The organism is Amycolatopsis granulosa (assembly GCF_011758745.1).
Classification (GTDB): domain Bacteria; phylum Actinomycetota; class Actinomycetes; order Mycobacteriales; family Pseudonocardiaceae; genus Amycolatopsis_E; species Amycolatopsis_E granulosa.
In genome coordinates this window covers 1950852-1974104 of record NZ_JAANOV010000001.1, presented here as the reverse complement: position 1 = coordinate 1974104, position 23253 = coordinate 1950852, and the positions used below count along the sequence as shown (strand labels likewise).

The 23253-nt window shown below is 72.1% G+C and carries 22 protein-coding genes; 12 read left to right on the top strand and 10 right to left on the bottom strand.

The genetic code is table 11. From position 1 onward, the window contains the following. Positions 1-288 precede the first annotated feature (288 nt). The 4 genes from FHX45_RS09465 to FHX45_RS09450 form a co-directional block, all read right to left on the bottom strand. Complete coding sequence (locus tag FHX45_RS09465; protein ID WP_167098862.1) at positions 289-1770, bottom strand: 1,4-alpha-glucan branching protein domain-containing protein; 1482 nt, start codon at positions 1768-1770, stop codon at positions 289-291. Then, positions 1767-2534: a methyltransferase domain-containing protein gene (locus tag FHX45_RS09460; RefSeq protein ID WP_167098859.1), complete on the bottom strand. Its 768-nt coding sequence runs from the start codon at positions 2532-2534 to the stop codon at positions 1767-1769. The genes FHX45_RS09465 and FHX45_RS09460 overlap by 4 nt, the downstream gene beginning before the upstream one ends. Before the next feature lie 36 nt (positions 2535-2570). Continuing rightward, entirely contained in the window at positions 2571-2741 is a 171-nt protein-coding gene (locus FHX45_RS09455) for a hypothetical protein (RefSeq protein WP_167098856.1), read from the bottom strand. Between the two features lie 71 nt (positions 2742-2812). After that, positions 2813-3652, bottom strand: a complete 840-nt coding sequence (locus FHX45_RS09450; RefSeq protein WP_167098853.1) for a DegV family protein — start codon at positions 3650-3652, stop codon at positions 2813-2815. 211 nt (positions 3653-3863) lie between these two features. On the opposite strand from FHX45_RS09450, the gene FHX45_RS09445 reads away from it, so the two are divergent. Continuing rightward, a complete protein-coding gene (locus FHX45_RS09445; RefSeq protein WP_167098850.1) occupies positions 3864-4649 on the top strand; it encodes an electron transfer flavoprotein subunit beta/FixA family protein in 786 nt (261 codons plus the stop codon). Positions 4650-4667: 18 nt separating this feature from the next. Continuing rightward, the gene (locus FHX45_RS09440) at positions 4668-5624 is read left to right on the top strand and encodes an electron transfer flavoprotein subunit alpha/FixB family protein (RefSeq protein WP_167098847.1); all 957 of its coding nucleotides are present in this window, start codon (positions 4668-4670) and stop codon (positions 5622-5624) included. Positions 5625-5711: 87 nt separating this feature from the next. Here FHX45_RS09440 and FHX45_RS09435 read toward each other — a convergent pair whose 3' ends face one another. Then, a complete protein-coding gene (locus FHX45_RS09435; protein ID WP_167098844.1) occupies positions 5712-6860 on the bottom strand; it encodes a mechanosensitive ion channel family protein in 1149 nt (382 codons plus the stop codon). 187 nt (positions 6861-7047) lie between these two features. Here FHX45_RS09435 and FHX45_RS09430 point away from each other — a divergent pair, with 187 nt between their 5' ends. The 6 genes from FHX45_RS09430 (at position 7048) to FHX45_RS09405 (ending at position 12867) form a co-directional block, all read left to right on the top strand. Next, entirely contained in the window at positions 7048-7827 is a 780-nt protein-coding gene (locus FHX45_RS09430) for a GNAT family N-acetyltransferase (RefSeq protein ID WP_167098842.1), read from the top strand. Further along, on the top strand, positions 7824-8678 hold the full coding sequence (locus FHX45_RS09425) for a lysophospholipid acyltransferase family protein (RefSeq protein ID WP_167098841.1): 855 nt from the start codon (positions 7824-7826) through the stop codon (positions 8676-8678). The genes FHX45_RS09430 and FHX45_RS09425 overlap by 4 nt, the downstream gene beginning before the upstream one ends. A 72-nt stretch (positions 8679-8750) precedes the next feature. After that, on the top strand, positions 8751-10103 hold the full coding sequence (locus FHX45_RS09420) for an MFS transporter (protein WP_167098838.1): 1353 nt from the start codon (positions 8751-8753) through the stop codon (positions 10101-10103). Between the two features lie 27 nt (positions 10104-10130). Next, positions 10131-11327, top strand: coding sequence for a cysteine desulfurase family protein (locus FHX45_RS09415; protein WP_167098836.1), 1197 nt, complete (start codon positions 10131-10133; stop codon positions 11325-11327). Then, positions 11327-12415 (top strand): tRNA 2-thiouridine(34) synthase MnmA, encoded by a 1089-nt coding sequence (gene mnmA / locus FHX45_RS09410; protein WP_167098834.1) that lies wholly within the window; start codon positions 11327-11329, stop codon positions 12413-12415. The genes FHX45_RS09415 and mnmA overlap by 1 nt, the downstream gene beginning before the upstream one ends. 71 nt (positions 12416-12486) lie before the next feature. Beyond that, positions 12487-12867 carry an STAS domain-containing protein gene (locus FHX45_RS09405; RefSeq protein WP_341771409.1) on the top strand — a complete coding sequence of 127 codons (381 nt, stop codon included), beginning with the start codon at positions 12487-12489 and terminating at the stop codon, positions 12865-12867. A 5-nt stretch (positions 12868-12872) separates the two neighbouring features. Here the strand turns inward: FHX45_RS09405 and FHX45_RS09400 are convergent, their stop codons facing one another. Together FHX45_RS09400 and FHX45_RS09395 are read right to left on the bottom strand one after the other, a co-directional pair. Next, positions 12873-13640, bottom strand: a complete 768-nt coding sequence (locus tag FHX45_RS09400; protein WP_167098832.1) for an ATP-binding protein — start codon at positions 13638-13640, stop codon at positions 12873-12875. Between the two features lie 89 nt (positions 13641-13729). Beyond that, positions 13730-14323, bottom strand: coding sequence for a TetR/AcrR family transcriptional regulator C-terminal ligand-binding domain-containing protein (locus tag FHX45_RS09395; protein ID WP_167098830.1), 594 nt, complete (start codon positions 14321-14323; stop codon positions 13730-13732). A 77-nt stretch (positions 14324-14400) separates the two neighbouring features. Between FHX45_RS09395 and FHX45_RS09390 the strand changes: the two genes are divergently transcribed. Beyond that, a complete protein-coding gene (locus FHX45_RS09390; protein ID WP_167098828.1) occupies positions 14401-16134 on the top strand; it encodes an ABC transporter transmembrane domain-containing protein in 1734 nt (577 codons plus the stop codon). Then, positions 16131-18056: an ABC transporter transmembrane domain-containing protein gene (locus FHX45_RS09385; protein WP_167098826.1), complete on the top strand. Its 1926-nt coding sequence runs from the start codon at positions 16131-16133 to the stop codon at positions 18054-18056. The genes FHX45_RS09390 and FHX45_RS09385 overlap by 4 nt, the downstream gene beginning before the upstream one ends. Here FHX45_RS09385 and FHX45_RS09380 read toward each other — a convergent pair. Continuing rightward, a complete protein-coding gene (locus FHX45_RS09380) occupies positions 18005-19219 on the bottom strand; it encodes an MFS transporter (protein WP_167098824.1) in 1215 nt (404 codons plus the stop codon). The genes FHX45_RS09385 and FHX45_RS09380 overlap by 52 nt on opposite strands. An 89-nt stretch (positions 19220-19308) precedes the next feature. Between FHX45_RS09380 and FHX45_RS09375 the strand changes: the two genes are divergently transcribed. Then, complete coding sequence (locus FHX45_RS09375) at positions 19309-19638, top strand: ArsR/SmtB family transcription factor (protein WP_167098822.1); 330 nt, start codon at positions 19309-19311, stop codon at positions 19636-19638. A 199-nt stretch (positions 19639-19837) separates the two neighbouring features. Beyond that, positions 19838-21328: an acyl-CoA synthetase gene (locus tag FHX45_RS09370; RefSeq protein ID WP_167098820.1), complete on the top strand. Its 1491-nt coding sequence runs from the start codon at positions 19838-19840 to the stop codon at positions 21326-21328. Between the two features lie 208 nt (positions 21329-21536). Here FHX45_RS09370 and FHX45_RS09365 read toward each other — a convergent pair whose 3' ends face one another. Together FHX45_RS09365 and FHX45_RS09360 are read right to left on the bottom strand one after the other, a co-directional pair. Beyond that, a complete protein-coding gene (locus FHX45_RS09365; protein WP_167098818.1) occupies positions 21537-22577 on the bottom strand; it encodes an MBL fold metallo-hydrolase in 1041 nt (346 codons plus the stop codon). A gap of 86 nt (positions 22578-22663) precedes the next feature. Next, complete coding sequence (locus tag FHX45_RS09360) at positions 22664-23245, bottom strand: hypothetical protein (RefSeq protein ID WP_167098816.1); 582 nt, start codon at positions 23243-23245, stop codon at positions 22664-22666. Positions 23246-23253 lie beyond the last annotated feature (8 nt).

The window sequence follows — 23253 nt, the reverse complement described above, 5'->3', positions numbered from 1 at the left end:
CCGTGGCGTGGGGAGGCGGCTGGGCGAGCGGAGGGTGTGTTGCCCTGGGGTGCGGAGGGGGCTGACTGCGCGGAGGTGGCGGGGATGCGTTGCCGTGGCGGGGAAGTCGCTTGCTGCGCGGAGGTGCTGGGGTGGCTCGCCTGGCGTGGGCAGGTGGCCGGGTGCGCGGGCGTGCCGAGGCTGTCCGGCCCGACGAACCTGCCCGGCCGCGACCGGCCACGGCCGGGCGGTGCGCGGGCGGCTGGCGGGCGGCGGCAGTTCCGCGGCTTCCGTCAGAGCAGGCGTGTGTCAGAGCAGGCGCGCGTCCAGCTGGCCGAAGGGATTGTCCTGACGCGCCCATCGCTCCACGGCCGCCGGCACGGGGCCGCGGCCGATCCAGCCGGCCAGCTCGTCGAAGCGGGACGTGTGCACGGCGGCCCGGCGGCGGGCGTAGTCCGCCGCGCTGTCCTTCGTCACCATGAACGCCCAGTCGCTCGACAGGGCCATCATCGCCTCGCCGACGGCCCAGTCCGCCACCCGGTCGCGCACGTCCGGGCGGGGCAGCGCCAGCAACCGCTGCTGCAACGCCGCGTTGTCGGCCACCATGTCGGCCACCTGTTCGCCGTCCCAGACGCGCCAGTCCTTGCCCGACCCCCACGACGACGCGGGCAGCTCCACCGGCGCTCCGAGGAGCCCGGCCTCCACCGCGCCTCGCAGGGTGGTCACCCGCACCCCCGCCTCCGGCAGCGCGCGCAGCACGCCTTCCAGCCACGCCGGGCCCTCGTGCCACCAGTGGCCGAACAACTCGGTGTCGTAGGCCGCCACCACCATCGCTTCCCGGCCGTGCGCCGAGCGCAACGTGCGCAGCCTCGACACCACGGTCTCGACGAAGTCCTTCACGTGGGTGCGCACCGTGTCCGCCGCCAGCGCCGGGTCGTAGGGTGCCTTGTCCGCCGGCTCCACCTGCTTGCCCGTCACCCGCGACGGTTTCAACCCGACCTCGTGCGCCCACGTGTGGAAATCCCGGTAGTGCGCGTGTCCCGGATAGCCCGCGCGCGGCGACCACACCCGGTAGGTGACGTCGAGGTCCCGCCCGAAGCACAGCACGTCCGACGAACCCACCGGCCGGGCGAACGCGGTGTCCCCGTGCAGCGCCGGACCGTCCACCAGGAACCGCTGCACCCCGGCGGCCGCGTAGCCGCTCTCCATGCCCGGCGCGTAACCGCACTCCGGCGCCCAGATCCCGGCCGGCCGGTGCCCGATGCGCAACGCGGTGTCCGCCAGGCCGCCCCGCAGGAAGAACGACCGGATCCGCGGTTCCAGCAACGGCTGGAACGGATGCGCGTACGGGCCGCCCAGCAGCTCGATCACGTCCGAGTCCACAAGCGACCGGAGCAACGGGGAAAAGCCGTGCCGCCACCGGGTTTCGAAGTCAGCCAACGACCGCGTCGCCGTGCGGTACTCCACCGCGGCCAGCTCACGCAGCAAGGGGTCGGCACGCCACAAGGTGCCCGCCTGCACCGTCCGCAGCTGCCAGTGCCCGAGCCACTCGTGAAACGCCCGCAACGCGTACGGATCGTCCAGTTGCGCCGCGAGCACCGGCGTCACACCCAGCGTCAGCACGTCCCGCCTGCCCTCGGACGCGAACCGGTGCAACAGGTCCGCCACCGGCAGGTACGAGTGCGCCCACGCCTGGTACAGCCACTCCTCGCCGACCGGCCACGACCCGTGGTGCGGTAGCCACGGCAGATGGCTGTGCAGCACCAGGCAGAACGTGCCCTCGCCGGTCACGGCCGCACCGCCACCGCGACCAGGTCCAGGCTCTCGTCCAGGCGCGCACCGTGGATCTCGAAATCCGCTGCCCCGATCGATGCGATGTCGGCGAGCAGCTCCGGCGGCCACGGAGCCCGTCCGGGCAGGTGGCCCATCACGACCTCCAGCTGGGCGTCGATGAGCGACCCGCCGTAACGGGCGTCCAGTGCCCGGACCCCCGGACCGTGGTGCAGCCCGTGCATCAGCTCGACGGCGAACCCCGCCTCGCGCAACAGCGAATGCAGCTCGGCCGGCGCGAGTTCCCTGGTGTGGAACGGGTTCAGCGGCGTGTCGCTGTCCGGCGTGAACGTGAGCCGGTTCGGCGTCGTCACCAGCAGCCGGCCACCCGGCCGCAGCACCCGCCGGCATTCGGCGAGGAACGCGCCCTGGTCCCACAGGTGTTCGATGACCTGGAAGTTGACGACCACGTCCACCGAGGCGTCGCGCACCGGCAGGTGCACCAGGTTCGCCCGCGCCGTCCGCACGTGGGGATAGCGCCGGGCGGCGTGCTCGATCGTCGGCTGGTCGTAGTCGAGTGCGAGCACGGCTTCCGCCGCCGTCGCGATCAGCCCGGCGCCGTAGCCCTCACCGCAGCCGGCCTCCAGGACCACCGCGTCCGCGCACCACGGCAGCAGCGCGTGGTAGGCAGCCTCGTGCCGCCGGAACCAGTAGTTCTCCTCGGCGACGCCGGGAACGGTGCGTTCCCCGGTCAGGTGCAGTGCTTCGGCGCGTGACGTGCTCACCCCGGCGACCCTACTGGGTGGTAATGCGGAGGAAGGTCAGCGCGGCCGGGGACCACGTCCGTTCACCCGGGCCTTGAGCTTGTCCAGCGCGGACTTCGCCTGGGCGCGGCGCCGCGGGTCGTTCGCGAACTCCTTCGCCTGCTCGATGGCACGCCGGCCCTGCGGCGAGTTGGCGAAGCGGGCGATCTTGCCGAACAGCGAAGCCATGGCCGTCCTCCTGGGCGATTTGCCGGTTTCGTCACCGGGTCAACGAACCGGTTACCCCGCCGGTTCCGCGGCTACCCCGCGGAGACCGTGATGCTCAGCGCACCCGGGCCGACGTGCGCACCGATCACGGTGCTGGCCTCGACGATGCTCAGCTCCTTGAGATTGGGGATCCGTTCCCGCAGCCGCTGCACCAGCGTCAGCTCGCGATCACTGGGGCGGAAGCACGAGATGGCCAGGTCGGCGGGACGGTTCCCGGCCCGCTCGGCGGCCAGGTCGACCAGCTTCGCGAGTGCCCGCCTGCTGCCGGCCGCCCGGGTCAGCGGGGCCACCTCACCGCCGCGCACGGTGAGCAGCGGCTTGATCGACAGCGCGCTGCCCAGCAGTGCCGCCGCGCTGCCGATGCGGCCGCCGCGGCGCAGGTACTCCAGCGTGTCGACGTAGACCAGCTCGCTGCTGGTGGAAAACCGGCGGTGCGCCGCCTCGAGCACGCGCTCGACCCGCCCGCCCGCGGCGGCGGCCCTGGCCGCGGACAGCACCGCGAACCCCAGGCTCATCCCGGTCGTGCCGCTGTCCACCGCGTGGACCGGGATCTGCGCCTGCCGGGCCGCCTCCTGCGCGGCCTGCAGGGTGCCGGACATGCGCTGCGAGATGTGCAGGCTGACCACGGCGCTCGCCCCGGCGCTCGCGGCCTCCTGGTAGGCCCAGAAGAACGCCCCGGGGTCCGGGGGATTGGTGCTGATCCGCCGACCGGCCCGCAGGGCCGCCGCGAGAGCGCCGCGGTCGAAGCGGTTCTCCGCGTCGGCGTGGTCCCCGACCTGCAGCTGGAGCTGGATCACGGTGATGTCCCACTGCCTGCGGAGCTGCTCCGGGATGGATGCGGTCGAGTCGGTGACGATGGCGACGTGGGACACGGGAAGTGAGGTTAGACGGAAAGCGCCACCCGGGTAACCCGTCTGCCCCGGGCGGCGCCCGGGTAGCCTGAGGTGGTCGGAGATAAAGCTGAACGATCGTCCCGGTAAATCGGGATTCCGGGTGAATGCCGTCACCTCGGGGCGCCAGGACAGTGAAATCTCCCTACGCTACCGACCAGTAAGGCTGGTTCAGGGAGGTCGAAGGGGACCAATGACGAACATCGTTGTCCTGGTCAAGCAGGTACCGGACACCTATTCGGAACGCAAGCTCTCCGACGGTGACCACACGCTTGACCGCGAATCCGCGGACGCCGTGCTCGACGAGATCAACGAGAAGGCCGTCGAGGAGGCGCTGAAGATCAAAGAAGCCGGCGAGGGCGAGGTCACCGTGATCTCGGTCGGCCCGGACCGTGCCACCGACGCCATCCGCAAGGCCCTGTCCATGGGCGCGGACAAGGCCATCCACGTCTCCGACGAGGCACTGCACGGCTCCGACGCCGTGGCCACCGCCAAGGTGCTCGCCGCCGCCGTCGGCAAGGTCGAGGGCTTCGACCTGGTCATCGCCGGCAACGAGGCCTCCGACGGCCGCGCCGGTGCGGTCCCCGCGATGCTGGCCGAGCTGCTCGGCCTGCCGCAGCTGACCCAGGTGCGGTCGCTGACGGTCGAGGGCGGCACCGTCAAGGCGGACCGGGAGACCGACGACGGCCTGACCCACCTCGAGGCGAGCCTGCCCGCGGTGGTCAGCGTCACCGAGAAGATCAACGAGCCGCGGTACCCGTCCTTCAAGGGCATCATGGCCGCGAAGAAGAAGCCGGTCGAGACCCTGACGATCGCCGATCTCGGTGTGGACGCGGGCGCGGTCGGCCTGGGCAGCGCGCTGTCCACTGTGGTCGAAGCGGCGCCGAAGCCCCCGCGCACCGCGGGTGAGCGCGTCGAGGACGAGGGCGACGGCGGCGTCAAGATCGCCGAGTACCTGGTCGGCCAGAAGATCATCTGAGGCAGGAGCAACGGAGCAATGGCTGAAGTTCTGGTTCTCGTCGACCACCTGAACGGCGAGCTGAAGAAGACCACGCTGGAAGCGCTCACCGCCGCCCGCGAGCTGGGCGAGCCGTCGGCCGTCGTCGTCGGTGCCCCGGGCACCGCCGGCAAGTTCAAGGAGCAGCTGGGCGCCTACGGCGCGCAGAAGGTGTACGTGGCCGAGTCCGAGGACGCGGCGAACTACCTGGTAACGCCGAAGGTCGACGCGCTGGCCAAGCTGGTCGAGCAGACCTCCCCGGCGGCGGTGCTCGTCACCGCGTCCGCCGAGGGCAAGGAGGTCGCCGGGCGGCTGGCGATCCGCGTCGGCGGTGGCCTGGTCTACGACGCGGTCGGCGTGAACTCCGACGGCACCGTGGAGCAGTCCATCTTCGGTGGCGCGTACTCGGTGAAGTCCAAGGCCCAGGGGCTGCCGATCATCTCGGTGCGGCCCGGTGCGGTCGAGGCCGCGCAGGCCGAGGGCGCGGCGGCGGAGGAGGCCGTCGAGCTGCCCGCGGTGGACGCCGCCAAGTCCGCGAAGATCACCGGCGTCGAGCCGGTCGTGGGCGGTGACCGGCCCGAGCTGACCGAGGCGACCATCGTGGTGTCCGGTGGCCGCGGTGTCGGTTCGGCCGAGAAGTTCGAGGTCGTGGAGAAGCTGGCCGACTCGCTCGGCGCCGCGGTCGGTGCCTCGCGCGCCGCGGTCGACTCCGGCTACTACCCGGCGCAGTTCCAGGTCGGCCAGACCGGCAAGACGGTCTCGCCGCAGCTGTACGTCGCGCTGGGCATCTCCGGTGCGATCCAGCACCGGGCCGGCATGCAGACGTCGAAGACGATCGTCGCGGTCAACAAGGACCCGGAGGCGCCGATCTTCGAGATCGCCGACTTCGGTGTCGTGGGCGACCTGTTCAACGTCGCGCCGCAGCTGACCGAAGAGGTCACCAAGCGCAAGAGCTGACGTCTCGCGCACTGCCCGAGGGCCATCGCCGGCATCCGGCGGTGGCCCTCCGGCGTTCGCGGGCCCGCGGTCCGTGTGGCCACGGCGTCAGGCTTTCCCCGGCCCGTTGAACGCGTGCTCGCGCACCACGCCGTCGACGCTGTCGCCGAACACCCGGGCGTCGTGGCCGGAGGGCTGCTCCTCGACCCGGTGGGCCGGAGTGGCCGGCACCTGCTCGGCCCGCAGCCGCGGCACCGCGTAGGGGTGCTTGCCGCGGACCCAGTGCACCAGCCGTTCCCGCACCAGGCATCGCAGGTCCCACAGGGTCGGCGCGTCCACCGCGCTCACCAGCGCGCGCACCCGCACCAGCGTGTGCGTCGCGTCCGTCACCTGCAACACGCTCACCCGGCCGTCCCACAGGTCGGTCAACTCCACGATCCGCCGCAGCTCCTCACGCATCTGGTCGACCGGCATGGTCCAGTCCACGTCCAGCTCCACCGTGCCGAGCAGGGCGGCGTCGCGCCGGGTCCAGTTCTCGAACGGCTGCGACATGAACTGGGCGGTCGGGATCACCAGGCGCCGGTCGTCCCACAGGTGCACCACCAGGTAGGTCAGCGTGATGTCCTCGACGCGGCCCCACTCCTTCTCCACGATCACCACGTCGTCCAGCTGGATCGCGTCGCTGAACGCGATCTGCAGCCCGGCGAACACGTTGCCCAGCAAGGATTGCGCGGCCAGCGCCGCGATCGCGCCGATGACCCCGGCGGAGGCGAGCAGGCTGGTGCCCGCCGTGCGCAGCCCGGGGAAGGTCATCAGCATCGCGCCCAGCGCGAGCACCGCGATCGCGGCCACGATCACGCGCCGCACCAGCCGGATCTGCGTCTGCATGCGGCGCGCGTGCCGGTTGTCGGCGACGTCGACGCGCCAGCGGTTGAGCATCGTCTGCTCGATCGCGGTCAGCACCCCGGCGAGCAGCCATGCCCCGGTCCCGATCACGGCCAGCGTCAGCACGTGCGAGGTGACGTCGCGCCACGAGCCGGTGGGCAGGGCGACGAGCACGGTGATGCGCAGGACGACCATCGCGCCGAACCAGCGCAGCGGCCGGTGGATGTGCACGGCGAGCTCGCCGAGCACGACCGCGCGCCGACCGAGCCGGCGCAGGACCCGCCGCAGCACGTACTCGACGGCCAGGAACAGGCCGAACACCACCGCCGCCACTCCGAGCGCCACCACGCTCCGCAACCAGTCGCCGGACATCCCTCTCACTTCCGGTCGGCATCACGTCCCGAGCCGACGTACCCCGATCGGGTGGATCTCATGACTTGAGCAAGATCACGTGCGATTGCTGAGAGAACCCTGAGAACCGGTGGTTCACCGAACGTGCACGAGGTGGACACGCGATGACCCTCCTGGCGGTTTCCTTCCCGCCGGTACACCTACAGGTATGACGCGGTCCCAGTTGCTCGTCAGCACCGACAGCCAGGACGGCCAGTCGCCCGAGGGCGCTGCCCGCTACTCCCTCCTCGTCGCCTACGACAATGACGAGGTCGTCGCCGCCCAGCGGCTCCGCTACCGGGTCTTCGCCGAGGAGATGGGGGCCCGGCTGCATTCCGCGCCGGGCCTGGACGCCGACGAGTTCGACGAGTTCTGCGACCACCTGGTGGTCCGCGACGACAACACCGGCGACATCGTGGGCACCTACCGGATGCTCCCGCCGGACCGCGCGCGGCAGGCCGGGCGCCTCTACGCCGAGACCGAGTTCGACCTGTCCGGCCTCGCCGGCATCCGCGGTTCCCTGGTCGAGACCGGCCGGTCGTGCGTGCACCCCGACCACCGCACGGGCGCGGTGGTGAGCCTGGTGTGGGCCGGGATCGGGCGCTACATGCTGTTGTCCGGGCACCGCTACCTCGGCGGCTGCGCGTCGGTGCCGCTCACCGACGGTGGTTCCTACGCCGCCGGGGTGTGGGATGTCCTGCGCGCCAAGCACTACGCACCCGGCTCGCAGCGCGTGACGCCGCTGAACCCGTGGCGGGACGCGGACATCCCGCGGCCGTCCCGGTCGGTGCTGCCGCCGCTGATCAAGGGCTACACCCGCCTCGGCGCGAAGGTGTGCGGGCCGGCCGCCCACGACCCGGACTTCGGCGTGGCCGACTTCTTCACGCTGCTCGACCTGCAGCAGCTCGACGAGCGCTACCTCAAGTTCTTCCTCGGGAACCAGGCATGAGCCACCCCTGGATGCCGGTTTCGCCGTGCGGTGCCGGGTGCCTGACCCCGGGCGCCCCGGTGGTCGGCCGGCCGCGGCGGGCGCTGCGCTTCGCCGCCGCGATCACCGTGGTGCTGCTGGCGTTCGCGGCGCTGCCGGTGCTGTTCGTGCCGCGGTCGCGCGAACCGTTGGCGCGCCTGGTGTTCCGCGGCGTGCTGCGGGCGTTCGGCGTGCGGCTGGTCGTCCGCGGCGAGCCGCTCGACGGCAGCGGGCGCGGGGCCCTCGTGGTGAACAACCACATCTCGTGGCTGGACATCGTCGCGATCGGCGCCGTGCGGCCCATGCGCGCGCTGGCGAAGCGGGAGATCGCGGGCTGGCCGGTGCTCGGCACACTCGTCGCCCGCGGCGGCAGCATCTTCCTGGACCGGGAACGGCTGTCCACGTTGCCGGCGACCGTCACCGAGCTGGCGTCGGCGTTGCGCGGCGGCTCGCTGGTGAACGTCACACCGGAAGGCACCACCTGGTGCGGCCGGGCGTCCGGCCGGTTCCGCCCGGCGGCCTTCCAGGCCGCACTCGACGCCGGTGTCCCGGTGCGCCCGCTCGCGCTGCGCTACCGCCTCGCCGACGGCCGCGAGACGACGCAGCCGGCGTTCATCGGGCCGGAGTCGCTGATCGGCTCGCTGAAGCGGGTCGCCGCGCTGCGCGGGCTGGTGCTGGAGGTGACCGTGTGCGGGGAGATCGCGCCCGGGCGGGCGGGCGACCGGCGGGAACTGGCCGCGCTGGCGGAGGCGGCCGTGCAGGCGGCGCTGGGCAACGTCACCGTCCCGGCCCAGACACGGCGGCTGCCCGCACCGCGCTACGCGCGCACCTGAACCCGCGTGGCCCCTGGCCGGCTCACCGTTCGTCCTTGACCTCGACCGCACTTGAGGTGTTTGTCTGAGCCGATGATCGTCGAAAGCCGGCGGCCGGGAGTGCTGTGGACGGCCGAGCACCGGACGACCACCGTGGCAAGCCTCCTGGTCGTCACCCTGATCGCCTTCGAGAACATGGGTGTCGCGACCGCGATGCCCACCATGGTGGCCGAGCTGGACGGGCAGCGGCTCTACGCCTGGCCGTTCACCGCGTTCCTGGTGGCCAGTGTGGTGTCGACCGTGCTGTCCGGCCGGTTCTGCGACCGGCGCGGGCCCGCGGTCCCGATGCTCGCCGGGCCCGCGTTGTTCCTCGCGGGCCTCGTCGTCGCCGGCACCGCGCCGAGCATGACCCTCCTGCTCGCCGGGCGGGTCCTGCAGGGCCTCGGCTCGGGCACCGTCCTCGTCGCCGTCGCGTTGCTCATCGCGCTCGTCTACACCGATCGCGAACGGCCGGTGATCTACGCGGCGAACGCGGCGGCGTGGGTGCTCCCGGCCGTCGTCGGCCCGACCGTCGCCGGGCTGGTCACCGAGCACCTCGGCTGGCGCTGGGTGTTCCTCGGTCTCGCCCCGCTCGCCGTGCTCGGGCTCGCCATGCTGGTCCCGGTCGCCCGCCGGCTCACCCACGTCGCCGCGCCGGAACAGCGCCGGGCGGGCTTCGTCGTGGCCCTCGGTGCCGCAGCCGGGGTGGCGGCGCTGACCTGGGCCGCCCAGCACCCCAGCCCGGGCGCGCTGGGCTACGGCGCCGCCGGCCTGGTCGTGCTCGCCCTCGCGGTGCGCCGTCTCGTCCCGCCGGGCACGGTCACCGCGCGTCCCGGCCTGCCCACGGTGGTCGCCTCCCGCGCCCTGCTCGGCGGGGCGTTCGCCGGGATGGAGGCGTACCTGCCGCTGGCGATGGCCAGGGTGCACGGCTACAGCCCGGCGCTGGCCGGGCTCCCGCTGACCGCGAGCGCGCTGAGCTGGTCGGCGGCCTCGGCTGTGCAGGGCCGTCACCCCGACTGGTCGCGCGAGACGCTGCTGCGTACCGGGTTCGGCATGGTGGCGGCGGGTGTCGCGCTGTTCGGGTTCGTCGTGCAGCCGTGGTTCCCGGGCTGGCTCGCGTTCGTCGCCTGCCTGATCACCGGGGCCGGCATGGGCATCGCCTACCCGTCGATCACGGTGCTGTTGATGCGGTTCTCGCCGGAGCACGAGCGCGGGTTCAACACCTCGGCGATGCAGCTGGGCGACTGGGTCACCTCGGCGCTGACCGTCGGTTTCGGCGGTGTGCTGCTCGGTCTGCTCGCCTCGGCCGGCCACCCCGCACCGGCGCTCGGTGTGCTGGCGCTCACGCTCGCCGGGCTCGCGCTGCTCGGCGTCGTGGTCACCCGGCGGTGGCCCCGGCGCGGGTGACACGTCACGGTCTACCCTGGTGGGGCGATGACCTATCTCGACCACGCGGCGACCACACCGATGTCGCCGTCCGCCATCACGGCGATGAGCGAGGCGCTGTCCACCGTGGGCAACGCCTCCTCGCTGCATTCCTCCGGCCGCCGCGCCCGGCGCGCCGTCGAGGAGGCGCGGGAGGTCATCGGCGAGGCGCTCGGCGCCCGCCCGTCCGAGGTCATCTTCACCGCGGGCGGCACGGAAAGCGACAACCTCGCGGTCAAGGGCATCTTCTGGGCACGCCAGGGCGCCGACCCGAACCGCTGCCGGGTGCTGGCCGGCTCGGTGGAGCACCACGCCGTGCTCGACGCGGTGCAGTGGCTGGCCGACCACGCCGGGGCCGAGGTGACCTGGCTCGACGTGGACGAGCACGGCCGCGTGCTGCCGGAGACGCTGCGCAAGGCCATCGAGGCCGATCCGGATGACGTGGCGCTGGTCACCGTGATGTGGGCGAACAACGAGGTCGGCACGGTCAACCCGATGACCGAGCTCGCCGGGATCTGCGCCGAGCACGACATCCCGCTGCACACCGACGCCGTGCAGGCCGTGGGCGCCGTGCCCGTGCACTTCGCCGGCAGCGGCGTGGCCGCGCTGACCCTCACCGGGCACAAGCTCGGTGGTCCGTACGGCGTCGGCGCGCTCGTGCTGTCACGTGAAGTCGCGTGTGTGCCGCTGTTGCACGGCGGCGGTCAGGAGCGCGACGTCCGCTCCGGGACCCTGGACGTCCCGGCCATCCGCGCGTTCGCCACGGCCGTCGAGGAGGCGGTGCGTGAGCAGCCGCGCTACGCCGAACGGGTCGGCGGCCTGCGGGACGCGTTGATCGAAGCGGTCCGGCGCGAGGTGCCCGATGCCGTGCTCAACGGCATGCCCACCGGTGACGGCCGGTTGCCCGGTATCGCGCACTTCACGTTCCCCGGCTGCGCGGGCGACAGCCTGCTGATGCTGCTGGACGCCAAGGGCATCGAGTGCTCCACCGGGTCGGCGTGCACCGCCGGGGTCGCGGAGCCCAGTCACGTGCTGCTGGCGATGGGTGCCGACGCCGCTTCGGCCCGCGGCTCGCTGCGGTTCTCGCTCGGCCACACGTCCACGCCCGACGACGTGGCAGCGGTGGCGCGGGAGATCGGCGCGGTGGTGGCGCGGGCGCGGCAGGCCGGCCTGTCCGGGCTGCGCAAGAACAAGCAGGAGGTGTGATGCGGGTACTGGCCGCGATGAGCGGGGGAGTGGACTCGGCCGTGGCGGCGGCCCGCGCCGTGGAGGCCGGTCACGACGTGGTCGGCGTGCACCTGGCGCTGTCGGCCAAGCCCGGCACGTTGCGCACCGGTTCGCGCGGGTGCTGCACGATCGAGGACTCGCACGACGCGCGCCGCGCCGCGGACATCCTCGGCATCCCGTTCTACGTGTGGGACTTCGCCGAGCGGTTCACCGAGGAGGTCATCGAGACCTTCGTCGGCGAGTACGCCGCCGGCCGCACGCCCAACCCGTGCGTCACCTGCAACGAGAAGATCAAGTTCGAGGCGCTGCTGGACAAGGCGATGGCGCTGGGCTTCGACGCGGTCGCCACCGGCCACTACGCCCGCCTGTCCATTGTGGACGGCGCACCGGAGCTGCGCCGGGCGGTGGACGAGGACAAGGACCAGTCCTACGTGCTGGCCTCGCTGACCCCCCAGCAGCTGCGGCACTCGATGTTCCCGGTCGGCGACACCCGCAAACCGGACATCCGGGCGGAGGCCGAACGCCGTGGCCTCGCCGTGGCGCGCAAGCCGGACAGCCACGACATCTGCTTCATCCCCGACGGCGACACCAGGAAGTTCCTGGCGAAGCGCCTGGGGCAGCGGCCGGGTGACCTGGTGGACGCCGAGACCGGAGCCGTGCTCGGCCGCCACACCGGCGTGCACGGCTTCACCGTCGGCCAGCGCAAGGGGCTGGGCATCGACCGGTCGGTGCTGGACGGCAAGCCGCGGTACGTGCTGGCGCTGGAGCCGGTATCCGGCACCGTCAAGGTCGGCTCGGCCGACGCGCTCACCGTCCGCGAGATCCGCGCCGATCGCCCGGTCTGGCCGGCCCGTCCGCTGGCCGGTCCCACCGAGTGCGTGGTCCAGGTGCGCGCGCACGGTGGTCTCGCCGAGGCCGTCGCCGACCTCGACGGCGACCAGGTGAGCATCCAGCTGCGCGAGCCGCTCACCGGGGTCGCACCCGGGCAGGTCGCGGTGCTGTACCGGCCGGACGCCGCGGGTGATCTCGTCCTGGGCAGCGCGAAGATCGTGGCGACCGCTCGCTGACCCTCGTTCCGGTGAACGCGTGGCTGCACGCGGGAGCGGATGGCGCTAGCATCGTGGTCCGGTTCCGGCCGGTGACACGACCACGTGCCGAGGGGGCGAACCTGGTGTCCGACGAGCCGTGCACGCCGATCACCGAGCGGCTGCTGGAGCTCGCCGTCGAGCACCGTCCGGAGGTGTCGGTGGTGCGCGCGGCCGGCGAGATCGACCTGTGCACGGCGCCCCGGCTGGCCGAGACGCTCGCCGGGCAGCCCGGCCCGGTCGTGCTCGACCTGAGCCGGGTCGGGTTCCTCAGCGCGGCCGGGGTGCAGGTGGTGCTCGACGTGTGCGCGCGGGGATGTCAGTTGTGCCTGGTCGCGCCGCGGGGCACCCAGGTGTGCCGGGTGCTCGACCTCACCGGCGTGACGGCGGTCGTCTCCCGGTTCGAGGAGCTGGGCGACGCGCTCGGCGCCTGATCCGGCTACGGCACCAGGAACGGCGCGAGGTGGCGCGGGCCGACCCGGAGCACCGCCCAGACGATCTTCCCGCCCGGCGCCGGTGCGCAGCCCCAGGTGTCGGAGAGCGCGGCGATCACCTGCAGGCCGTAACCGGAAAGCCGGCCGCCCGGCTGCTGGCGCAGGACCGCGGGCCGCGGGTCCTCGTCGCGGACGGCGATGGTCAGGTGCCCGTCGCGGAGCTCCAGCCGGAGTTCCAGCGGGCTGCCGGCGTGGGTGACCGCGTTCTCGACCAGTTCGGTGGCGATGCCCAGCGCGTCCTCCTGCCGGTGCCCGATGTTCCACTCGCGGCAGGTCTCCTGCGTGAACCGGCGAGCGGCGGGTGAGCTGGCGGCGACCGGGGGGAACCCGGCGCCCCGACGTCGGCGGACCGGTGGTTCCGCGACCGCGCCGACCGCGGATTCGACACACGAGTGCAGCGGGACGAACCGGTGGACCGCGCTCGCGGTGACCATGGCGCGCCGCGCACGATCGCGGGCGACGAGCAGCACCGGCACGCCGGGCCAGGAGTTCGTGCGGGTGCGGACCGCCGAGAACACGGTCAGCGCGGGCTCGCTGGTGATTTCCAGACCGTCGATCTCGGCGATCAGCGCCCGCGGCTGGTCCAGGGTCAGCTGGATGAGGGCGTCCCGCAGTTCACCGTAGCTGCGGCCGTCGAGCCGTCCGGTGAGACCGGCGATGGTGCAGCCACCGGCCCGCCGTTGCCGGATCGAGACCTCCCCAGCGGTGTTCATGACCCCGACACCGCCTCCGCCACTTGTCGTTTTCGTCGCCGTCTGTGTCCGCATACCCCGGTGGCGGGCCGGACATTCCTCCCGCCGGACTATCGGCGCGCCAATCCGCGCAGCAACGGCAGGAAGACCTCGTCGATGATCTCGGTGATCACCCGCTCGTCGACGTCGTGGTGGTGGAAGATCGCTATCCCGCGGAGCAGGTCGAGGGGAACGTTCGCGACCCGGGGCGTGAGCTCCACCGGCGGGATCTCGCCGCGCTCGACCGCCCGGCGGACCAGGATCTCGAACGTGGGCCGCTGCCGCGCGGCGGCGACCTGCTTGAGCAGCAGGCCGAACACCTCCGGATCGCGGAAGGTCTCGGCCATCAGTCCGGCGAGGACGTCGCGCGGGGTGTCGTCGAACCGGTGGACCAGCCGGTGCATCAGGGCGAGCAGGTCGGACCGGAGTTCGCCGGTGTCGGGCAGGTCACCCTCTTTCGGCACGCGCCGCTGCCAGGCGGCGAGGACGAGTTCGGCCCGGCCGGGCCACCGCCGGTAGATGACCGGTTTGCTGGTGCCGGCGCGGGCTGCCACGCCCTCGATGGTGAGCTTCGCGTAGCCGGTTTCGACGAGTTCGGCCCAGGTCGCGTCCAGGATCGCCGACTCCAGTTCCGCCCCGTGACGCCTCGACTTCGGCTCCGGCACCCGCCCTCCAAAACACGTTGCGTTTCTTATGGAGGTAGTCTACACAGGAGATACCGACCGTTTCTCAAGGGGGAATCGTGCTCAACCGCGTGTTGCGGACCTTCCTGCGTCCGTACTGGCGCGCGCTGGCGGGCGTGGTGGTGCTCCAGCTCGTCGGCACCATCGCGTCGCTGTACCTGCCGAGCCTCAACGCCGACATCATCGACAAGGGGGTGGCCACCGGGGACACCGGCTACATCTTCTCCACCGGTGGCTGGATGCTCGCCGTGACGCTGCTGCAGATCGCCTGCTCCATCGGCGCGGTGTACTTCGGCGCCCGCAGCGCGGCCGGGTTCGGGCGGGACGTGCGCGCCGCGGTCTTCCACCGCGTGGGCGGCTTCTCCGCACGCGAGGTGGCGCAGTTCGGCGCGCCGTCGCTGATCACCCGCACCACCAACGACGTGCAGCAGGTGCAGATGATCGTGGTGATGGGCTGCACCATCCTGATCATGGCGCCGATCATGTGCATCGGCGGCATCGTGCTCGCGCTCCAGCAGGACGTCGGGCTGTCCTGGCTGCTGCTGGTCGCGATACCGGTGCTGCTCGCCGCGATCCTGCTGATCGTGTCGCGCATGGTGCCGCAGTTCCGGCTCATGCAGACCCGCATCGACCGGGTCAACCAGGTGCTGCGGGAGCAGCTGTCCGGGATCAGGGTGGTGCGGGCGTTCGTCCGCGAACGCGACGAGGCGCGGCGCTTCGCCGGCGCCAACGACGCGCTGACGGTCACCGCGCTGCGCGTGGGCCGCCTGCAGGCGCTCATCTTCCCCACGGTCATGCTGGTGCTCAACGCGTCCAGCGTCGCGGTGCTGTGGTTCGGCGCGCACCGCGTGGCGAGCGGGGCGATGCAGATCGGCGCGCTGACGGCGTTCCTGACCTACCTGATCCAGATCCTGATGTCGGTCACGATGGCGACCATGATCGCGACGATGATCCCGCGCGCGGCCGTGTGCGCCGAGCGGATCGCCGAGGTGCTGGACACCGAACCGTCGGTGCGCCCGCCGCTGCGGCCGGTCCGCGAGGTGCCCGAGCACGGTGCGGTCGAGTTCCAGGGGGTGGAGTTCCGCTACCCGGGCGCGGACGCGCCGGTGCTGCGGGACATCAGCTTCCGCGCTGAGGCCGGCCGGACCACCGCGATCATCGGCAGCACCGGTGCCGGCAAGACCACGCTGCTGTCCCTGGTGCCCCGGCTCGTGGACGCGACCGCCGGACGGGTGCTCGTCGACGGCGTGGACGTCCGCGAACTCGACCCCGACCTGCTGTGGGGCCGCATCGGGCTGGTGCCGCAGCGGCCGTACCTGTTCACCGGCACGGTGGCGAGCAACCTGCGGTACGGCAACCCGGACGCCACCGACGGGGAACTGTGGGAGGCGCTGGAGATCGCGCAGGCCCGGGAGTTCGTGACGGAGATGCCCGGCGGGCTGGACGCCCCGATCGCCCAGGGCGGCACGAACGTCTCCGGTGGACAGCGGCAGCGGCTCGCGATCGCGCGGGCGCTGGTGCGCAAACCGGAGGTCTACCTGTTCGACGACTCGTTCTCGGCCCTCGACCTGGCAACCGACGCGCGGTTGCGGGCCGCGCTCGCACCGCACACCGCGAACGCCGCGGTGGTCGTGGTGGCGCAACGGGTGTCGACCATCGTCAACGCCGACCAGATCATCGTGCTGGAGAACGGCGAAATCGTCGGCCTCGGCACGCACGACGAGCTGCTGCGCGAGTGCCCCACCTACCTCGAGATCGTGGAGTCCCAGCTCACCGCGGAGGAAGCGGCGTGACCAGACCAGGTTTTCCCGGAGCGGCGGCCGGTGCGCCCGGCCAGAAGCCGAAGAGCTTCGCCGACGGTGCGCGGAGGTTGCTGGGACGGTTGCGTCCCGAACGCCTGACGATCTCGTCCGTCGTCGCCCTCGGCGTGATCAGCGTCGCGTTGTCCGTGGTGGGACCGAAGATCCTCGGCCGCGCCACCGACATCATCTTCGGCGGCTTCATCTCCAGCCGCCTGCCCGCGGGCACGACCACCGAGGAGGCGGTCGCCGCGGCGCGGGCGGCGGGCAACGACAACCTCGCCGACATGCTCGCCCGCATGAACCTGGTGCCCGGGCAGGGCATCGACTTCGGCGCGCTGGGCACCGTGCTGTCCTGGGTGCTGGCGCTGTACGTCGCCGCGTCGGTGTTCGGGTGGTTGCAGGGGTACCTGCTCAACGGCGCCGTGCAGCGGGTGGTGTTCCGGCTGCGCGAGGACGTCGAGGCGAAGCTGCACCGGCTGCCGTTGCGGTACTTCGACGGGCAGCCGCGCGGTGAGCTGCTGTCCCGGGTCACCAATGACATCGACAACATCTCCCAGACGCTGCAACAGACCCTGAGCCAGCTGCTCACCTCGCTGCTGATGCTGATCGGCGTGCTGGTGATGATGTTCGTCGTCTCGCCGCTGCTCGCGGTGATCGCGTTGCTGGTGGTACCGGTGTCGATCCTGCTGACGCGGGCGATCGGGAAGCGCTCGCAGAAGCTGTTCGTGGCGCAGTGGAAGCACACCGGCTCCCTCAACGCGCACATCGAGGAGGCGTTCACCGGCCACGAGCTGGTGACCGTGTTCGGCCGCCGCCGCGAGGTCGAGGCCGAGTTCGGGCGCCGCAACGGAAACCTCTACCAGGCCGGGATGGGCGCGCAGTTCGTCTCCGGGATCATCATGCCGGCGATGATGTTCCTGTCGAACCTCAGCTACGTCGTGCTGGCGGTGGTCGGCGGGCTGCGCGTGGCGACCGGCACGATGACCCTCGGCGACGTGCAGGCGTTCCTGCAGTACTCGCGCCAGTTCACCCAGCCGCTGACGCAGGCCGCGTCGATGGCGAACCTGTTGCAGTCCGGCGTCGCCTCCGCGGAGCGCGTGTTCGAGCTGCTCGACGCGCCGGAACAGGAGCCCGACACCGGCTCGCCCAAACTACCGGAGCGGCGCCGCGGCCGGGTCGAGTTCGAGCACGTGGACTTCTCCTACGACCGCGAACGGCCGCTGATCGAGGACCTGTCGCTGGTGGCCGAGCCGGGGCAGACGGTGGCGATCGTCGGCCCGACCGGGGCCGGCAAGACCACGCTGGTGAACCTCGTCATGCGGTTCTACGAGCTGGACGCGGGCCGGATCACGCTGGACGGCGTGGACATCACCGAGATGTCCCGGGACGAGCTGCGCGGCCAGACCGGCATGGTGCTGCAGGACACCTGGCTGTTCCACGGCACGATCCGGGACAACATCGCCTACGGCAACCCGGGCGCGACCGGCGAGGAGATCGAGGCGGCCGCCAGGGCCACCTTCGTCGACCGGTTCGTGCGCAGCCTGCCCGGCGGCTACGACACGGTCATCGACGACGAGGGCACCAACCTCAGTGCGGGCGAGAAACAACTGGTCACGATCGCCCGCGCGTTCCTGGCCGACCCGTCGCTGCTGATCCTCGACGAGGCCACCAGCTCGGTCGACACCCGCACCGAGGCGCTGCTGCAGCAGGCGATGGCGGCGCTGCGGACGGACCGGACGAGTTTCGTCATCGCGCACCGCCTGTCCACGATCCGCGACGCCGACCTCATCCTGGTCATGGAGTCGGGGCGGATCGTGGAACAGGGCACGCACGAGGAACTGCTGGCCGCGGGCGGGGCCTACTACCGGCTGTACTCCGCGCAGTTCGGCAGCCCGGTGGAGGCAGCGGGCTGAGGGCGCGGGCGGTCCCGTCGCCCTGCGACGAGGCCGCCCGCCACCGCGGCGGCGATCACGACGATCCCGAACGCGGTGGTCCCGGCGGCGAGACCGGTGGCGTCGCTGAGGAATCCCGCGGCCAGCGGGAGGATCGCGGCGGGCAGGTAGCCGCCGACGTTCTGCGCGGCGGTCGCCTCCGCCAGGCGGTTCGCCGGCACGGCCGCGTTGATCAAGGTGAGTCCGCCGAACTGGCCCATGCCCTGGCCGGTGCCGGCGAGCACCGCCGCGGCCGTCAGCAGCACGAGGGACGAGGTCTGCAGCGAGACGATCAGGGCCGCCATGCTCGCGGTGGTGGAGGTGGCACCGGCGAGCAGGATCGCGCGCACCGGCAGACCGCGCACGGCGAACTGGATGCCGGTGGCGCCCAGGAACATGACGAACGCGAGCGCCCCGGCGACGATCCGGTTGGTGCTGCCCACAAGGCCGGTCAGGACGGACGGGCCCAGGGACAGCACGAACGAGGTGGCCGTGATGCCCGGGGCGAACACGGCGATGCCCCGCAGCACCGCACCTCGCCCGTCCGGATGCACCTGCGGGATGCGGATCCAGGTGCGCTCGCTGCCGCGCGGCCGGGGGAGCGGCAGCCGCGCGACCACGATCACCGCCGAGACGAGCAGGACGATCTCGGCCACGAAGATGGTGACGGTCGGGCCGGGCAGCGTTTCCGACACCACACCGGCCAGCAGCGGGCCGAGCCCGGCGCCGAGGACCATCGCGGTGGAGGAGGCCAGCGCGGCGGTCCTGGTCCGCCGGGGCGCGACGTCGTTGACGGCGGCCATGCCGGCCGACACCGCGGCCCCGACCGCGAGCCCGGCGAGGAACCGCGCGATCGCCAGGACGAGTACCGACCCGGCGGTGGCGAACAACACGCAGGCCACGATGCCGAGGCCGAGCGCGGGCAGCAGCACCGGTTTGCGGCCGATGCGGTCGGAGACCACGCCGGCGACCAGGAGCGCCCCGAGCAGACCCGCGATGTAGCAGGCGAAGACGACGGTCAGGACACCGGCGGAGAACCCGAGTTCCCGTTGCCAGAGCACATACAGCGGAGTGGGGGTGTTGGACAGGACGAAGACGGCGAGGACCGGCCACGCGGCGAGCCAGACGGTGCGGTTCGAGGGCATCGTGCTCCTTAGGTTCGAAGCTCTTCGTACTGGTTCGAAGATAGTCGAACTAAGGGCAAGTACGATATTCTTCGTACTGAGGAGGGATCATGACGTCTGCCACAGAGGTGCTGCCACAGCCGGCCCGCGAGGACATCCGGCTGGAGAAGATCCTGTCCGCGCTCAGCGACCCCCTGCGCCTGGCGATGGTGCAGAAGCTGTTGCTGGAATCGCCGGACGTGCCCCGCTCCTGCGGCTGGTTCGGGATCGACCGGCCGAAGTCGACTCTGACCCACCACTTCAAACTGCTGCGTGAGGCCGGGGTGACGACCCAGCGGCAGTACGGGCTGGAGCGGCGCAGCGAAGTCCGCGTGGCGGACCTCCAGGCGCGGTTCCCGGGACTGCTGGACCTGGTGCGGAACTGGGAGCCCGCGCCCTGAGCCGTCCGGTGGCGCCGGCCCTCGGAACGGCCACGCGGCGCGCGGTCGTCCCGTCGGAGCATCGTCTCGCAGCCCAGGCGCCTGGTTCCGAAGCCGGGCATCGCGACGATCGCCTCGACATCGGGACGCCGGGCACGTCTAATGTGGATCTCACTGACGACAGTCGACCACGGCACCGGCGCCGAAGGAGGAGTTCCCCTTGACCACGCTCCGTTCCAGCACCGTCGCGGACATCCTCCGCCGCAGCGCGGCCCGCTGGCCCGCCCGCGTCGCCCTGCGGTTCGCCGACCGGCAGTGGACCTACGCCGAACTCGACGCGGCCGTGACCCGCGCCGCGGCGCACCTGCTCGGCCTCGGGCTCGTCAAGGGCGACCGGGTCGCCGCCTACGGCAGAAACTCCGACGCCTACCTGATCGGCTTCCTCGCCTGCGCCCGCGCCGGGCTGGTGCACGTCCCGGTCAACTACAACCTCACCGGCGACGAACTGGCCTACCTGGTCGAGCAATCCGGCAGCCGGGTCGCGCTCGCCGATCCCGCGCTGGCCGGCAACCTGCCGTCCGTCGACCGGGTCGTGCCGCTGCGCGACGCCGACGGCTCGCTCGTCTCGCTGTCCGGCGAGGTGCCCGAGCTGGACGCCGAAGTCGGCGACGGCGACCTGGTCCAGCTGCTCTACACCTCGGGCACGACCTCGCGGCCGAAGGGCGCGATGATGACGCACCGCGCCCTGGTCCACGAGTACCTGTCGTGCATCGCCGGCCTCGACCTCACCGCCGGCGACGCGCCGCTGCACGTCATGCCGCTGTACCACTCCGCGCAGATGCACGTGTTCCTCGTGCCGTGGCTCGCCGTCGGCGCGACGAACACCCTCCTCGAGACCCCGGACCCGGCCGACATCCTGCGCCGCCTGGCGGAGGACCGGCACGGCGCCTTCTTCGCCGCGCCCACGCTGTGGGTCGCGCTGGCCAACCACCCGGACTTCGGCGCGCGGGACCTCAGCGCGTTGCGCAAGGCCTACTACGGCGCCTCGATCATGCCCGGCCCGGTGCTCGACCGCCTCCGTCAGGCCATGCCGGAGCTCGGGTTCTACAACTGCTTCGGGCAATCCGAAATCGGCCCGCTGGCGACGATCCTGCGGCCGGAGGACCACGCGGAGCGCCCCGATTCGGCCGGCCGCCCCGCGTTGTTCGTCGAGCTGCGCGTGGTGGACGCCGACGGCAACGACGTGGCGCCCGGCGGGTCCGGGGAGTGCGTCTACCGCAGCCCGCAGCTGTGCGAGGGCTACTGGGACAAGCCGGAGGAGACCGCCGAGGCGTTCCGGGACGGCTGGTTCCACTCCGGCGACCTGGTGCGGATCGACGAGGAGGGCTACATCTACGTCGTCGACCGCATCAAGGACGTGATCAACACCGGCGGGGTGCTCGTCGCGTCCCGGGAGGTGGAGGACGCGCTCTACACCCACCCGGCGGTGGCCGAGGCCGCGGTGATCGGCGTCCCGGACGAGAAGTGGATCGAGGCGATCACCGCGGTCGTCGTGTCCAAACGGGACGTCGAACCGGACGAGCTGATCGCCCACGTGCGCGGCAGGCTGTCCGCCTTCAAGGTGCCGAAGGCGGTCCGGTTCGTCCCGGACCTGCCGCGCAACGCGTCGGGCAAGATCCTCAAGCGTGAGCTGCGCGACCGGTTCGCCTAGGCGGCGCGGTCCGCTGCGCGGGAGGCTGGAACCGGACCTCCCGCGCGTCGGCCGTCCGGCCGGGCGCGGACGCGGGTTCCGGCGTGTCGGGGTGGCTGAACAGGGCGACCTGCGCGCGCGGCGCGGGGTGGTGCTGGGTCATGCGACTCCTCGGCAGACGGGCGGCGACCGGCGTGAACCGCGAACGGGCCTGCCCGTACCCCCCACCCTACGCTACCGCGTAGTGGCGCACCCCATCCTCGACCGCGAGCCGGAGCTTGCCCTGGTGCACCAGCAGGTCGAGGTGCGCCGCCGTCTCCAGCACCGCGAGCATCTGGTTGAAGACGTCCAGCTCGCCCAGTTTGCGCTGCCGGCGCGTCCAGCCCATCCGCGACGACGACTCGTAGGCCGTACCCGCACCGTCCACAATGGTCTTCGCGATCACGTCCAGCCGCTGGGCGTGGTGGTCCAGCAGCTCGTCCACGCGCGCGTGCACGCTGTCGGTCACCGGGCCGTGCGCCGGCAGCATCCGGCGGTCCGGCATGCCGCGCACGAGCCGCAGCGAATCGAGGAAGTCCCGCAGCGGCAGCTCCGCCGGCACGGGCTGGAACCCGATCGACGGCGTGATGTGCGGCAGCACGTGGTCCCCGGTGAACATCAGCCCGGCGGCGCCGTCGTCGAACACCACGTGCCCGGCCGTGTGCCCGGGGGTGGGCACGACGTCGAGGGCGCGGCCGGGCAGTACCGTGCGCCGCCCCGGCGTGAGCCACTCGTCGGGCAGCTCCCAGGTGCCGGCCTCGGTGTTGCTGCCGTGGATCTCGAACACCCGGACCAGCTCGTCGGCCACCGGGCCCGCGCCGCTCGCCCGCAGCGCGCGGATCTGGCCGATCAGCGGCAGGACGTCCGGGTCGGCGCTCAGGCGCAACGACGGTTCCTCCAGCTCGCCCAGCGCGACGCGCCCGCCGAACTCCCGCCGCAGCGCCACGGCCTGCGTGTAATGGTCACGGTGCACGTGGGTGACCAGGAACTGGCTCACGTCGCCGAGCTCGGCGCCCAGCCCCTTGAGCGCGGCCGCGAGTTGCTCGCGCGCTTCGGCCAGTGCCCAGCCGGAGTCGATGAGCACCAGGTCGGAACCCTCGGTCAGGGCGTAGACGTTGACGGCCCGCAACCCGTCGTTCGGCAGCGGCAACGGAATCCGGTGCACGCCCGGCGCCACGGCGTACAGACCAGGCTCGCTCCACTCGGCGCTGCCTTCGGGGATCGGTTCCACGAGACCTCATCGTCCTTTCCAACCCGGGATATTTCACTTTGGAACTTCCCGGGCGGGATGTCCACCTCGTGGCGTTGAGACCCGCGTCACCCGTGGCGCAACACCGGGTCCAGGGTCAGCGCGGCGGCGATCACCAGGCTCGCCAGCGGGTCGGTGAGCTGTGCCAGCACCTCCACGACGTGCTCACCGGCGCCTGGAGCGGATTCGTCGAGCTCCCCGGGCTGCCCGCCCTTCGACGTCCGCGCCACTTCGGTGCCGTCCGCGCCGGTGATGGCGAAGCCGGGGCCGCCGGGGTCCTCCAGCGTGCCGATGCTGCGGCCCTGCGCGGACAGGGCGAACCAGTCCCGCCCGCGCCGGGTGATGTCACCGATCGGGGTGCCGTCCGCGCGCGTCACCAGGAATCGCGAGTCGTGCGAGCGCACTTTGAGCACGACACTTCCGCCCGAGTCGCGCACTTCGAAACAGCGCGGGCGGAACCGGGCGGAATTCGTCAGGGCCCGCAGCAGTTTGCGCAGCGGGCCCGCTCCGGCGGCCACGACGGTGCCCAGCGGCCGCCCGTACCGGTCCCGTACCGCGAACCCTCCGTCAGCCTCCGCGGGCCGGCCGACCAGCAGGTAGGGTTCGGTGAACAGCGTGCCACCGCCCGCGTGCCGCGAACCGCTCGTCATGCACACCA

What these genes read in the sequence shown, in the direction of transcription:
- mnmA (WP_167098834.1), top strand. Translation starts at nt 11,327, where the DNA reads ATGCGGGTACTGGCCGCGATGAGCGGGGGAGTGGACTCGGCCGTGGCG.
- FHX45_RS09445 (WP_167098850.1), top strand. Translation starts at nt 3,864, where the DNA reads ATGACGAACATCGTTGTCCTGGTCAAGCAGGTACCGGACACCTATTCG.
- FHX45_RS09360 (WP_167098816.1), bottom strand. Translation starts at nt 23,245, where the DNA reads ATGACGAGCGGTTCGCGGCACGCGGGCGGTGGCACGCTGTTCACCGAA.
- FHX45_RS09425 (WP_167098841.1), top strand. Translation starts at nt 7,824, where the DNA reads ATGAGCCACCCCTGGATGCCGGTTTCGCCGTGCGGTGCCGGGTGCCTG.
- FHX45_RS09400 (WP_167098832.1), bottom strand. Translation starts at nt 13,640, where the DNA reads ATGAACACCGCTGGGGAGGTCTCGATCCGGCAACGGCGGGCCGGTGGC.
- FHX45_RS09435 (WP_167098844.1), bottom strand. Translation starts at nt 6,860, where the DNA reads ATGTCCGGCGACTGGTTGCGGAGCGTGGTGGCGCTCGGAGTGGCGGCG.
- FHX45_RS09430 (WP_167098842.1), top strand. Translation starts at nt 7,048, where the DNA reads ATGACGCGGTCCCAGTTGCTCGTCAGCACCGACAGCCAGGACGGCCAG.
- FHX45_RS09375 (WP_167098822.1), top strand. Translation starts at nt 19,309, where the DNA reads ATGACGTCTGCCACAGAGGTGCTGCCACAGCCGGCCCGCGAGGACATC.
- FHX45_RS09455 (WP_167098856.1), bottom strand. Translation starts at nt 2,741, where the DNA reads ATGGCTTCGCTGTTCGGCAAGATCGCCCGCTTCGCCAACTCGCCGCAG.
- FHX45_RS09440 (WP_167098847.1), top strand. Translation starts at nt 4,668, where the DNA reads ATGGCTGAAGTTCTGGTTCTCGTCGACCACCTGAACGGCGAGCTGAAG.
- FHX45_RS09420 (WP_167098838.1), top strand. Translation starts at nt 8,751, where the DNA reads ATGATCGTCGAAAGCCGGCGGCCGGGAGTGCTGTGGACGGCCGAGCAC.
- FHX45_RS09380 (WP_167098824.1), bottom strand. Translation starts at nt 19,219, where the DNA reads ATGCCCTCGAACCGCACCGTCTGGCTCGCCGCGTGGCCGGTCCTCGCC.
- FHX45_RS09415 (WP_167098836.1), top strand. Translation starts at nt 10,131, where the DNA reads ATGACCTATCTCGACCACGCGGCGACCACACCGATGTCGCCGTCCGCC.